Source organism: Shewanella algicola (assembly GCF_014648035.1).
Lineage (GTDB): Bacteria > Pseudomonadota > Gammaproteobacteria > Enterobacterales > Shewanellaceae > Shewanella > Shewanella algicola.
Genome location: NZ_BMQI01000038.1, coordinates 15,707 through 28,714, shown reverse-complemented (window position 1 = coordinate 28,714; position 13,008 = coordinate 15,707). Strand labels below are relative to the sequence as shown.

Annotated in this window: 14 protein-coding genes; 8 read left to right on the top strand and 6 right to left on the bottom strand. The window is 44.3% G+C overall.

Annotation, left to right across the window (positions count from 1 at the left end; translation table 11 throughout):
* Window positions 1–16: 16 nt before the first annotated feature.
* Window positions 17–439, bottom strand: a complete 423-nt coding sequence (ohr, locus tag IEY42_RS15465) for an organic hydroperoxide reductase Ohr (protein WP_188926081.1) — start codon at window positions 437–439, stop codon at window positions 17–19.
* A 298-nt stretch (window positions 440–737) separates the two neighbouring features.
* Here ohr and IEY42_RS15460 point away from each other — a divergent pair, with 298 nt between their 5' ends.
* The gene (locus IEY42_RS15460) at window positions 738–2,492 is read left to right on the top strand and encodes an alkaline phosphatase D family protein (protein WP_188926080.1); all 1,755 of its coding nucleotides are present in this window, start codon (window positions 738–740) and stop codon (window positions 2,490–2,492) included.
* An 83-nt stretch (window positions 2,493–2,575) separates the two neighbouring features.
* Here IEY42_RS15460 and IEY42_RS15455 read toward each other — a convergent pair whose 3' ends face one another.
* The 5 genes from IEY42_RS15455 to arfB form a co-directional block, all read right to left on the bottom strand.
* Window positions 2,576–3,583 (bottom strand): class I SAM-dependent rRNA methyltransferase, encoded by a 1,008-nt coding sequence (locus tag IEY42_RS15455; RefSeq protein WP_188926079.1) that lies wholly within the window; start codon window positions 3,581–3,583, stop codon window positions 2,576–2,578.
* An 89-nt stretch (window positions 3,584–3,672) separates the two neighbouring features.
* Window positions 3,673–3,798, bottom strand: a complete 126-nt coding sequence (locus IEY42_RS15450) for a DUF3859 domain-containing protein (RefSeq protein ID WP_188926097.1) — start codon at window positions 3,796–3,798, stop codon at window positions 3,673–3,675.
* Window positions 3,799–3,829: 31 nt separating this feature from the next.
* Window positions 3,830–4,222: a DUF3859 domain-containing protein gene (locus IEY42_RS15445; protein WP_188926078.1), complete on the bottom strand. Its 393-nt coding sequence runs from the start codon at window positions 4,220–4,222 to the stop codon at window positions 3,830–3,832.
* A 6-nt stretch (window positions 4,223–4,228) separates the two neighbouring features.
* Window positions 4,229–4,681, bottom strand: coding sequence for a type II 3-dehydroquinate dehydratase (gene aroQ / locus IEY42_RS15440; protein ID WP_188926077.1), 453 nt, complete (start codon window positions 4,679–4,681; stop codon window positions 4,229–4,231).
* 101 nt (window positions 4,682–4,782) lie between these two features.
* Window positions 4,783–5,199, bottom strand: coding sequence for an alternative ribosome rescue aminoacyl-tRNA hydrolase ArfB (gene arfB / locus IEY42_RS15435; RefSeq protein WP_188926076.1), 417 nt, complete (start codon window positions 5,197–5,199; stop codon window positions 4,783–4,785).
* 250 nt (window positions 5,200–5,449) lie between these two features.
* Here arfB and IEY42_RS15430 point away from each other — a divergent pair, with 250 nt between their 5' ends.
* The 7 genes from IEY42_RS15430 to IEY42_RS15400 all read left to right on the top strand — a co-directional run bounded on the left by IEY42_RS15430 (window position 5,450) and on the right by IEY42_RS15400 (window position 12,974).
* Window positions 5,450–5,815, top strand: a complete 366-nt coding sequence (locus IEY42_RS15430) for a SpoIIAA family protein (protein ID WP_188918368.1) — start codon at window positions 5,450–5,452, stop codon at window positions 5,813–5,815.
* Window positions 5,816–5,884: 69 nt separating this feature from the next.
* Complete coding sequence (locus IEY42_RS15425) at window positions 5,885–6,061, top strand: DUF3012 domain-containing protein (protein ID WP_160056019.1); 177 nt, start codon at window positions 5,885–5,887, stop codon at window positions 6,059–6,061.
* Between the two features lie 44 nt (window positions 6,062–6,105).
* Entirely contained in the window at window positions 6,106–6,516 is a 411-nt protein-coding gene (locus IEY42_RS15420) for a hypothetical protein (RefSeq protein WP_160056062.1), read from the top strand.
* Between the two features lie 174 nt (window positions 6,517–6,690).
* Entirely contained in the window at window positions 6,691–7,965 is a 1,275-nt protein-coding gene (locus IEY42_RS15415) for an efflux RND transporter periplasmic adaptor subunit (RefSeq protein ID WP_229780102.1), read from the top strand.
* A gap of 16 nt (window positions 7,966–7,981) precedes the next feature.
* Window positions 7,982–11,182, top strand: a complete 3,201-nt coding sequence (locus IEY42_RS15410; RefSeq protein ID WP_188926075.1) for an efflux RND transporter permease subunit — start codon at window positions 7,982–7,984, stop codon at window positions 11,180–11,182.
* A gap of 200 nt (window positions 11,183–11,382) precedes the next feature.
* Window positions 11,383–11,757 carry a BlaI/MecI/CopY family transcriptional regulator gene (locus IEY42_RS15405; RefSeq protein ID WP_188926074.1) on the top strand — a complete coding sequence of 125 codons (375 nt, stop codon included), beginning with the start codon at window positions 11,383–11,385 and terminating at the stop codon, window positions 11,755–11,757.
* Entirely contained in the window at window positions 11,757–12,974 is a 1,218-nt protein-coding gene (locus IEY42_RS15400) for a M56 family metallopeptidase (RefSeq protein ID WP_188926073.1), read from the top strand. The genes IEY42_RS15405 and IEY42_RS15400 overlap by 1 nt, the downstream gene beginning before the upstream one ends.
* The last annotated feature ends 34 nt before the right edge of the window (window positions 12,975–13,008 follow it).

Sequence of the window (13,008 nt, the reverse complement as noted above, 5' to 3'; positions counted from 1 at the left end):
GCAGTAATTTTTTGCGTTAAATCGCTTGGCCATTAACGGTTAATCTCACATCAATGTTGCCACGTACTGCATTTGAATATGGGCAAACTTGGTGTGCGGTTTTAACCAGTTTTTCTGCTGCTTCCTGGTCTAAATCAAGTTTAACAGCAAGGGCGACTGTAAGTGCAAATCCGCCATTGTCGTTTGGACCAATGCCTACTGTTGCTGTGGTTGGTGCCGCTTTGATAGCCACTTTGCCTTGGCTAGCAACGTGTAAAATTGCGTTAGAAAAACATGCGGCATAACCTGCTGCAAATAATTGTTCTGGGTTAGTAAACTCGCCGCTGCCGCCCATTTCTTTTGGGTAGCTTAATTGTAACTCGACTTTTTTGTCGTCGGTAGAAACTTGACCATTACGGCCGGCTAATGCTGTTGCTGAAGTAGTGTATAAAGTTGACATAATAAACCTCGTATAAAAATAAGTTAATTTAAGTTATGTATAATTTAAGTTGTGCACAATCTAATTGTGTTAACTATAACCAGACTGGAATTAATTTGCAACTACATTGCGCGCAATTTAATTTAATACGTTGTGAGCAATTATATGGTCTAGCCTTATATTGGTTTGTTATTGAGACAAGTTTGTCATGCTTCTGTCACTGTTATGTCATGGTTCACTTTCAAAATAGCCAACCATTAAACCTCTTAGGCTGTGGCAAGCATGGCCGCATGTGAACAATAAAAATAAGGATATATTTATGAAACGGTTTGTGACTCGTCGTGATTTTTTGGCTATGTCGGCCAAAGGTGTCGGTGCCGTTGTGGTGTCTTACGGTTTAATGGGCTGTAATAGTGATGATGACGATGTTATTTCTGGCCAGTTTTTGCAAGGTGTTGCCAGTGGCGACCCGGCAACAGATGCTGTGATCTTATGGACGCGTGTCACTCCAGATACACAAGGCGATATTACAGTGTCATGGGAAGTTGCCACAGACAGTGACTTTACTGATTTGGTCACTAATGGCCAAACCGTCACTAATGACAGCCGTGACTATACCGTTAAAATTGATGCGGTGGGATTAATCGCGGGTCAGCAATATTTTTATCGCTTTAAAGCAGGCGAAAACGTATCTGAGATAGGTCAAACTCGCACCTTACCACAGGGCAGTGTTGGCTCGGTTAAGCTTGCGGTAATGTCATGTGCTAATTTCCCTGCTGGCTATTTTAATGTGTACGAAATGGCCGCTCAACGAGATGATTTAGATGCTGTGGTGCATTTAGGTGACTACTTATATGAATACGCTCGCGGAGAATACGCCAGCGAAAATGCTGCCGCATTAGGCCGTGAAGTCTTGCCCGAGGGAGAGCTATTTTTGTTGGCTGATTATCGTACTCGTTATAGCCAATACCGAAGCGATGCCAGTTTACAAAAGTTGCATGCTAAAGTGCCTTTTATTACGGTGTGGGATGATCACGAAGTTGCAAATGACACTTGGAAAGACGGCGCAGAAAATCATAACGATGATGAGGGGGATTTTGATGAGCGTAAAGCTGCCGCACTGCAAGCTTATTTTGAGTGGCTGCCAATCCGCCCCTGGAACGAAGGTAATCATGAAGAAATCTACAGAAGTTTTAATTTCGGCGATCTGGTTGATTTGCATATGCTCGACACTCGTGTGCTGGCTCGCGACAAGCAATTAGAATACGGCGACTACATTGACCCTGTCACAGGTTCGTTTAACAGCGACGCGTTTTTGGCTGCGGTCACCGATACCAGTCGCACGTTATTAGGGCAAACACAACTATTGTGGTTACAGCAAACCTTGTTGCAGTCTACTGCTAAATGGCAGGTATTAGGACAGCAGGTGTTAATGGGTAAAATGTTAATGCCAGCCGCCATTGCGACCCAGCAAATGAGTATTCCACAATTTGCTGAGCTTGCTGGCATTGCCCAATTGGCAGGGCGAGCACAAGCTGGGGACAGCACATTAACGGCAGAACAACTGGCGTACTTACAAGCTAATCAAGACAAGTTGACCCCAGAGGTGATGGTATTATTACAATTACCATCGATTCCGTACAATTTAGACGCGTGGGACGGTTACGCCTACGAGCGTGAAGTGATTTACGCGACCGCCAAATCGTTAAATCATAATTTAGTGGTGATTGCGGGCGACACTCATAATGCTTGGGCAAGTGAGTTAACAGACACCAACGGTAGCGTGGTGGGTGTTGAATTTGCTACCAGCTCAGTATCGTCACCTGGGCTTGAGTATTACTTAGGTTTGTCTGATGCTGAGATGCCTGCAACCGAAGCGGCTATCGTGGGCTTAATTAGTGACCTGAAATACGCTAACTTAAAAGATCGTGGTTATTTATTGCTGACTTTTACTGCTGATGAAGTCCGCAGTGATTGGCAATACGTTGATACCATTTTAGACAAAAGCTTTACGAGTTTAGATGCGCGTAATTACAGCGCAACGAGTGCTGTGGGTAATCCACAAATCTCTTAAGTCAGTTTTTGGGTTAACCAAAACAGTTCAGCCACCTTAATGGTGGCTGAATTGTTTGTCGCAAATGGTTGTTCTTGTCTCGATTAATCTATGCCTAATACGACGATTTTTAATGGGTGATTATCATCAAATGCAGGAAAATCTGGATGGCAGTCTAACCATTGGCTGGAGGTGACTTTACGGCCCTGTTTTTCAACACAACGCACTAGGCTGTCATACCATGTCTGGCGGTCAACTTTGGCGACATTGTTACAACACACGATATGGCCACCGGCTTTAGTGGCTAATACAGCAGGTTTAAATAAACCCTGGTAATCATTGACTAAATCGACAATGCCAAAGGCGCTTTTGGCAAAACGTGGCGGGTCTAAAAATACTAAATCAAATTGCATGGCTCGCAGTTTTGGGTATTTAGGCAGTTTTTGATTACGGCGTCCGCCAACCGGTAAACCCGCTAATTGACGCAGAGCCGGAAACGCATCACTTTGCACAAACTCACACACATCGGTGACCTTGTTTAACTCGGCATTTTTTTGCCCGGCCGCTAATGCAAAGGATGAAAAATCGACATTCATCACTTTACGCGCGCCGCCCATAGCGGCCGCAATACCAATGCCGCAAGTGTACGAAAACAAGTTGAGTACAGTTTTATCCTTGCTGTTATCGCACACATATTCACGCCCAATGCGCATGTCTAAAAACAACAGCGGGTCCTGGCCTTCGTGGCGTAGCTTAGAGGTAAAGTTAATGCCGTTTTCGCGGATAACTTGTTCCGTTTGTGCGTAATCCTGGGCTTCATTGCCACTCGTGTTAGCGATACGTGAGTGACTGCCTGAGCGATCGTTGTAAACAATATGAAAGTCAGCATGATCGGTCAGCACACTTGAAATCTCTGCTAGTTGCTCGTCTGATAATGTCTGGTGAAATGTTTGGATTAACCACGCATCGCCGTAACGGTCAATATTAAGGCCATTTTCACCTTCTACAGTGCCATGAAATACCCGATAACAATCGGTGTTATTTTGTTTAGCTTGCTCAAAAAAAGCAGCGCGTTTCGCTAACGCATCAGTTAAAACAGCTTGAATAGACATGGACACTCAATAATGGCGGGGCAATTTGCGCGGAGTATAGCAAACAATCACCTTGAATGTGGTAGCGAGATTATCGATAACGCTTCACTTTATTCGGGGAGATATACCTTAAAGGTTTTGTCGGCAACAATTTTGCCATTGAGCCTAAGCTTAAGCGTCATGCGCCAGTTACCGACTTTGTTATTTACTGGCGCCCAAATGCAATCACCTTGAATGTGGTAGCGAGATTATCGATAAAGCTTCACTTTATTCGGGGAGATATACCTTAAAGGTTTTATCGGCAACAATTTTGCCATTGAGCTCTAAGGTCATTCGCCAGTTACCCTGCTTATTACTCACAGGTGCCCAAATACAATCACCCAAGTAAAAGCGCCAATCATTTTCTTTGATATAAACCGTCCCATTAAACGGTGGTCGAATATGACCATTGTCGTCTGGAATATCTGGATGATATATGCAGTAAGTCAGCACCTGGTTTTTGGCTTTTTTGATCCGAGCAATAAAGCCAAACTCAGTATCGATAACGGCGGGAACGTGAACTGTGGCCTCTAAAAAACGTGGCAAGTCATCGCTCTCGTTATTCCATTGGCTGAATATGCCGCTATAAATAATGCTGACGTCGGCTTTTAGCTTACTCAAATCAGATTAACCTTTGCTGTGCTCTTTTAGGTACTTAATGGCTGCTAGCAGAGCGAAATCATAACCTTGCGCTCCTAGCCCACAAATAACCCCTAGGGCTTTGTCAGAGAAATACGAATGATGTCTAAAAGGCTCGCGCGCATGCACATTGGACAAATGCACTTCAATAAACGGAATGGCAACGCCGAGTATCGCGTCACGCAGGGCAACACTGGTGTGGGTAAATGCAGCAGGATTGATAATAATAAACTGGGCATCAGTTGCATGAATCGCATCAATCAGCTGGAATTCAGCGTTCGATTGAATGTGCTCTAAACTGATATCTGCTTGATTAGCGGCAGTGGTTAAATCGCTCACAATGGTGGTTAAGGTTTGATGACCATAATGACCCGGCTCGCGACGGCCAAGCAAATTTAGATTTGGGCCGTTAATCACTAAAACTTTGGCTGTGCTGCTCATGGTACTTCCTGTGGTGTGGGCAATAAAACGTGTGAGTCCATTCTTACTGAAGATGCGCGCGTGGTAAACCTAAAAATGTTCATCTAATGGCTAAAAATGCATTAATAGCCGGTTTTATTTTGGCGCATGGCTTTAGTGGCACCGCGTTGTTTTTTCGCTTCAATTCGGCGGGTTTGGCTGCCTTTAGTTGCTTTGGTCGCAATACGGGCCTTTTGTACAATGCCGACACTTTTTACCAACTCAATAAATTGTTCTAACGCGGTTTGACGATTAAAATCCTGGCTTCTTGATTGCTGACACTTAATGACAATCTTTCCGCTTTTGGTAATGCGGTGATCGGCCTTTGCTAATAGTTTTTGTTGATAAAATTCAGGCAATGACGATGACGCAATATCAAAGCTAAGCTGGGCCGCTGTTGATACCTTATTAACATTTTGACCGCCAGCGCCACTTGAGCGAACAAACTGCCATTCAATTTCATTGTCTTGCAATATGACTCGTTGAGTTATTTGTATCATTCGGTTGAGGTTGTCCTCTTTAATATGTTTTATCGGTTAATTATACCGTAATTAGGCTTATTTTTCAGCGTTGGGTGTTGAGCAGTCTGAGCGCTGCTTCACACGGAGATTAACTAACGCGCTGATTAATCGTTGAGTGATTACATCAATTGCAGAGTTTTGGTATTATGAGTGCCATTATTGCTTTACACGATGGCATCACCGTATAAAGCCTGTTCTATAGCCTTTAGATAAGGCTGGAGTTAGCGCTATGTTGTGTCAAATCCCCGATATTTCCAAGGGTGTTATTAGTTTGTTTGTTAGTGGCCGTTTATCTGCGCCAGATTACCGTACCCGTTTACAGCCTGCTATTCGTGCCTATCGTAAAGATTGGGACCAAGTATGTTTGTATATCGAAGCCGACGTATTGCTCGAAGGGTGGGACTTTGGTTCATTAACCGGCAGTGGTGAAGTGCAATTACCTGCTTTTGACGCGCTAGTGTTTGTTGGCGGCCCAGATTGGGTGGGTAATGCTGTACGTTTAATGGGACCATTTATGCAAGGTGAGGTTGCATGGTTTCCGTTATCGCAAAAACAAGATGCTATTGCGTGGATTGCTAAACGTTCAAAGTGTTAGTTTATGGTTTGTTGATACCGAAAAGGGTCAACAAATTCCGAATATTTATTAGAAAAGGATAGCTTATTTATGTCTTTATCAAAATTAGTTGCTGCTTCAAGCGCATTGTTATTAACCCTTAGCCTTACCGCTTGTGCACCTGAAGTAGGTAGCGATGCTTGGTGTAAGCAAATGAAAGAAAAAGAAAGCGGCGATTGGACAGCAAATGAAGCCGCTGATTACGCGAAGCACTGCGTATTTAAATAATATCGCTTAGGAGTGGATGGTTGAATCATACCGTTTTGCCTTTTATGGCTAACATAGCCAAATTATTGATTGCTTTAGTACTACTGCAATTTGTGGGTGCCAATTTAGGTGCGCATCAATTACACGCGGGTAACAGCAGCGAAGAGCAAAATAACCATCCACATCTTCAGTTTACTACCGAAGTGATAAGCCTCGTTGAGTGTGTCGATTGTGCTTGTGCACTTGACGGTTCATTACTGCATTCGGTAAATGATGATCATCAGCATGCTGACAATGTTACCGATGTTGAGCAAGTTGATGTCTGTTTAGATTGTCAGTGTCATGGTGGTCATGTGGCACTTGCTAAGCTTAACGATAATGTTGTTAGTGAACATTTTCATGACCTTTTTGCCGATACTAAACTTAACTATTTACCTCCTGAGTCTTTCCCTACTTATCGCCCTCCTATCGTTTAATCCCTTTAAAACACGTTTTTACTGTTTAGCTTCACCTCTATATTCGCTGTTATTGTGCAAATGAATGCTTTTTTGCATTCCATCATGTCGTAATATCTCGCTTGAATGACGGTGGCTAAGCCTATTTCCGTTGATATTTATTGTCGACGGTCTAGATTGTTTTTAGGATTAACCATGAAAATCAAATCAGTCCCAGCACTACCTTTATTGGCAGCATTAAATGCCAACGCTATGTTGAGCCATTTAGTGAGTCGTGCTCCGTTTAATGTTGCGCCATGTACTCAGCCCATCTCTCCGTCAAGCATTCGACAATATGACCGCACTAACTCTAGCGTTTCGCGGGCATTATTGTTCAGTGCAGCGCTATTGTTATCATTATTTGCACTGTCTAGTTCGGCTGTGCAAGCCAGCAGTGAATTAACAGAAGCCGATCATCAAGAGTCGTTGTTAACCTTAAGTGCAGAGCAGCGCCAACTCGCGGGAGTGGAAGTGGCACAGTTAAGTGCGACCGCGTTTAATTTACAGGCTGTAGCTACCGCTCAGCTGGTTGTTGATAAAGACAAAACTATCACCATAGCGCCGCAATTAGATATGCAGGTGCTTAAGCGCCATGTGGTGCCAGGGCAACAGGTGCAAAAAGGCCAACCGTTATTGACTATCGGCGGAGCGGATATTGCTGCGGCGCAAGCCGATTACGTCAATGCTGCGATGGAGTGGGATCGCATAAAGCGCATGAGCCAAGGCACCATTAGTGCCAGCCAGCGGATGCAAACCGAAGTCAACGCAGAGCTTAAACGGGCCATTTTACAGTCGGTAATGATGTCCACAAAACAGATAGCCGAGCTAGCAACATCGCCAAGTTCAATTGGTCAGTTTCAGTTATTGGCTCCCATAAATGGTCGGGTTCAGCAAGATATTGCCACGTTAGGACAAGTGTTAACCGCGGGCACACCTTTGATGCAACTGACTGATGAATCGTATTTGTGGGTAGAGGCAGAACTGACGCCATTACAAGCAGATCAAGTCAACATGGGCACCGATGTTTTGGTGCGAGTGGGAAGCCGTACTCGAGAGGGGGTCATTATTGGGCGTTCGCATGAAATTAACTCGCAAACCCGCACTGAGCAAGTATTAGTGCGTATGGCAAACTCAGGCCATGACTTACATGCTGGCGAGTTTGCCGAATTATACCTTGCAGCAAATCAAGGGGCTGATCCGCTTGGATTTATTGTGCCAGATGCGGCGTTAACACGCGGTGGTGATGGTGATTGGCAGGTGTTCATAGAGCAAGACGGTGGATTTAGTGCAGTAGAGGTTTCTGTGGTGGAGCGTCAACGCGGACTGAGTTTTATTCGTGGTTTAACACCACAAACTCGCGTTGTTGTATCTGGTGCTTTTTTCTTAGCATCTGAGCAAGCCAAATCTGGCTTTGATATCCATAACCACTAAGCGCTAAGGCATCATAATGTTATATAAATTAATTGAGATTGCCGTTGAAAAGCGGTTATTGGTGTTACTTGGATTACTGGTCACTGTGGTGGCATCGGTATTCATGTTACCTAAGTTAAATCTAGATGCGTTTCCGGATGTCACCAATGTGCAGGTGACCATTAATACTGAAGCGGAAGGTTTGGCGGCAGAAGAGGTCGAGAAGCTGATTAGCTATCCTGTCGAATCGGCAATGTATGCATTACCGGCGGTGACCGAGGTGCGTTCATTATCGCGTACGGGCTTATCGTTAGTGATTGTGGTGTTTGCCGACGGAACCGATATTTATTTTGCACGTCAGCAAGTGTTTGAACAACTGCAAGCTGCAAAAGAGTCGATTCCTGCGGGTGTCGGCATACCTGAAATTGGCCCAAACACCTCAGGTTTAGGGCAAATTTATCAATACATTTTACGGGCGGAACCCGAATCCAATATCAGCGCATCTGAGCTGCGGAGCTTAAATGACTATTTAGTGAAGCTGATCTTAATGCCTGTGAGTGGGGTGACTGAAGTGCTGTCATTTGGCGGCGAGGTGTTGCAATACCAAGTGCAAGTTGACCCCAATAAACTGCGCAGTTATGGCTTGTCGATGACCCAAGTTAGCCAAGCATTGGAAAGTAATAACCGTAATGCTGGTGGTTGGTTTATGGACCAAGGCCAAGAGCAATTAGTGGTTCGTGGTTATGGTTTGTTGCCCGCTGGCGACGCAGGTTTACAAGCCATTGCCGATATACCGTTAACCGAAATCAATGGCACGCCAATTCGAGTGGCTGACATTGCCACCGTGGCATTTGGTAGCGAAATCAGAGTAGGCGCAGTGACCATGTCGCGAAGGCAGACTGCTGATAATGGCTTGTCGTCCAATATACAAGCGCTAGGTGAAGTGGTTGCAGGCGTTGTGCTTAAACGCATGGGCGCCAATACCAAAGCCACTATTGATGACATCAATTCGCGTATTAGTTTAATTGAGCAATCCTTGCCAAAAGGCGTGTCATTTGAGGTATTTTACGACCAGGCGGATTTAGTTGATAAAGCGGTCTCGACAGTGGTTGAAGCGCTATTGATGGCCTTTGGATTTATCGTGATTATTTTGGCGTTGTTTCTGGTCAATATACGGGCGACATTGTTGGTATTACTGTCGATCCCAGTGTCAATCGGGATCGCGCTATTGATCATGTCTTACTATGGCATGTCGGCTAATTTAATGTCTTTAGGTGGTCTTGTTGTCGCGATCGGTATGCTAGTTGATGGTTCAGTGGTGATGGTCGAAAACATCTTTAAACATGTCAGCGGCGAAACTGGAAGCAACCAATCTACTGAAGCTCATGTTGGTAGTGATGTTGATAGTGAGTCAGAATCTCATACCCAAAGCATGGCGATTAGGATCATGCTAGCGGCAAAAGAAGTGTGCAGCCCTATCTTCTTTGCAACAGCGATTATCATCGTAGTATTTATGCCGTTATTTGCCCTTGAAGGTGTTGAAGGTAAGTTGTTTCAACCTATGGCTGTGAGCATTATTCTAGCGATGATGGCTGCATTAGTGGTGGCGTTATTTGCGGTGCCTGCATTGGCGGTATTTCTATTTAAACGCGGTATTGTAGTGCGTCAAAGCAAAGTGTTGGCCCCCATTGATGCAGTCTATCGACGAGTACTGACACTGGTGCTATCAAGCCCTAAATCGGTGATGTTAGCGGCAGTTGTTTTGTTTGCTGCAAGCATGCTGTTATTGCCAAAACTCGGTACCGAATTTGTGCCAGAATTAGAAGAGGGCACGATTAATTTACGGGTGACACTTGCGCCTACAGCCAGTTTGGCCACTTCGATTAATGTCGCGCCTAAAATTGAAGCCATGCTGCTGGAGTTTCCCGAGGTCGAATATGCGTTAAGTCGAATCGGGGCTCCCGAACTTGGCGGCGACCCTGAACCTGTGAGTAATATTGAAATATATATTGGTCTTAAGCCTATAGAACAATGGACATCGGCAAGCTCACGCTTTGAGCTACAGCGCTTGATGGAGCAACGGCTAGCGATATTCCCAGGATTATTGTTAACTTTCTCACAACCGATAGCGACTCGAGTCGATGAGCTGTTATCGGGCGTTAAAGCGCAGTTAGCGATTAAGATATTTGGTCCAGATTTGAGCATATTGTCGGAAAAAGGTCAGGTGTTAACCGATTTAGTCGCTGCCATTCCTGGTGCGGTTGATGTGTCGCTAGAGCAAGTCAGCGGTGAAGCTCAGTTAGTGGTGCGGCCTAAACGTGAAGTCCTTGCTCGCTATGGTATTAGCATCGATGAAGTCATGAGTTTGGTGACTCAAGGTATTGGTGGCACCAGTGCAGGCCAAGTGATTGATGGTAACGCCCGTTATGACATTAACCTGCGATTAGCAGCGCAATATCGTAATGCGCCAGATGTGATTGAAGACTTACTACTCAGTGGTGCCAATGGCGCGATTGTACGCTTGGGCGATCTCGCTGATGTGGTGATTGAAATGGCGCCGCCGAATATTCGTCGTGACGATGTACAGCGCCGAGTGGTGGTGCAAGCCAACGTATCGGGGCGTGATATGGGTTCGGTGGTCAACGATATTTATGCCATTGTGCCGCAAGCGGAGTTACCTGCGGGCTATACGGTTGTGGTGGGCGGCCAATATGAAAACCAGCAACGGGCGCAACAAAAGCTAATGTTGGTGGTGCCCATTTCTATCGCACTTATTGGTTTATTGTTGTTTTTCTCGTTTGGATCACTCAAACAGGTGGCATTGATTATGGCTAACGTGCCATTGGCATTAATCGGCGGCGTGGTGGCTTTATATGCCACTGGCACTTATTTGTCGGTGCCTAGTTCAATCGGCTTTATCACCTTGTTTGGTGTTGCGGTGTTGAATGGTGTGGTGCTGGTGGACTCGATTAACCAGCGCAGACAATCATCAGATGAAAGCCTGCACGACAGTGTTTATCAAGGCACGGTAGGACGGTTACGTCCGGTGTTAATGACGGCACTAACCTCAGCATTAGGGCTAATACCTATCTTGTTATCATCTGGTGTGGGCAGTGAAATTCAACAACCATTAGCGGTGGTGATCATTGGCGGCTTGTTTAGCTCAACGGCATTGACTTTACTGGTGTTGCCGACGGTTTATCAGTGGTTTTATAACGATAAACGCTCATCGACGTAACGATCAATATAAAGCCTGTTAGTTAGATAAAAGTTCAATCTTAAGCCTAATCATCTGATTAGGCTTTTTCATTTTTATTCGTAAATTGCTTAAAAATAAACCTTGCTTATTTAAGATTACAATTGTAATTTAAATGGGAGGATTACAAGTGTAATCCATTTTTGTTCTAACAAGTTCTAACAACAAATGAGCGGTATCACATGAAAGAAATCAGCAATAGTGAATTAGTCGTGTTGCAGCAGCTTTGGCAGCAGTCGCCATTGACCTCAAGTGAGATTGTGGATGCTTTAGAGCATAGTCACGATATGCATGAAAAAACGGTTAAAACCTTGCTCAATCGCCTAGTTAAAAAACAAGCTGTGAGCTTTGAAAAACAAGGGCGGGTTTACCATTACTCGCCGTTAATTGCCGAGCAAGACTATACGCTGAAAGAATCTCTGTCGTTTGTTGAGCGTATGTTTGCAGGCAAGTTAACCCCACTAGTGGCTGGTTTTGCTCAAAAAAATAAGTTGTCTGCTGACGATGTTGCTGAACTGCAAACCTTACTTGATGACTGGAAAAAGGAGCAAAAGTGATGATTAATTGGTTTATGGAACAAACCATTTCACTGAGCGTAGTGTGTATGGTGTTATTGGTTTCGCACCGCCTTTTACTGTCTAAACTAGGTGCACATTACACCTATTTTATGTGGATCATAGTACCCGTTTTCGTGTTTGCCGACGTATTACAAATACTATTACCCTCGATGTTTAACGGATTTTCCAGCAATAATACGTCGATATTAATGCACCAATACTATGTGTTTGCGACCGACACGGTTGCATTGTCGGCAGGCTTATTTGACCAGTTATACCTGCCATATCTCTACGGTATCGTCGTGACAGTAATAGTCGCTAATATCGTGATGGAATACGGTTGGTTACAGCAACTCATTCAGCGTGGACGTCAGCTAGATATTCCTTCAGTAAAGCTTAACGTATTAGTCCATCCAGATATCGAATCACCAATGCTAGCAGGAATAATTACTCCCAGTATTCTAGTGCCAACGAGCTTTACATTACTCGATGAAAGCCAGCAGCAGGCCATTCTTCAACACGAGGTTTATCACTATCAACGTGGTGATGTGTGGAGCAATATTTTGGCTTATGGTTTGACGGTGCTGTTTTGGTTTAATCCATTGATGTGGTTGGCATACCGTCGATTTAGGCAAGATCAAGAATTGTCTTGTGATGCGCAAGTGACAGCCCGCATGGAAGCCCATTCTAAAATTGCCTATAGCAACACGTTATTGGCCTATTCACAACATGCTCCATTAGGCATGTTACATACCCATTATGGGGATAAAACTATCTTAAAAGAGAGAATTTTACAGATGAAAAAACAACATGGAAAAAGCACCTTAGTATTGATTGGTATGACATTAGCTATCGGTGTGAGTGCCTTTATGTTCAATCAACAAGTCCATGCCGGTGGTCAAGTGAGTATTGCCAATACAACGAGCGACATGGCGTTACCCGTCATTAGAATTGAGCCTACTTATCCGGTTAATGCAGCTAAAGAAGGAGTAAATGGTTATGTACAAATGTCGTTTGATATTAACCCAACAGGCAATGTAGATAATGTGAATGTGATTAAGGCTTCACCTAAAGGGGTGTTTGATACTTCGGCTGTTGAAGCCCTTAAGCAATGGAAGTATCAACCTTCGGCAACTGGGTTTAAAGACCTACAAGTACAGTTAGATTATGTTATCCATCAGCCTGAGAAATCAGTTGAGAGAATCACGGTAAAATAACGAACAACAAAAATACTGAAAATGATTCAATGCC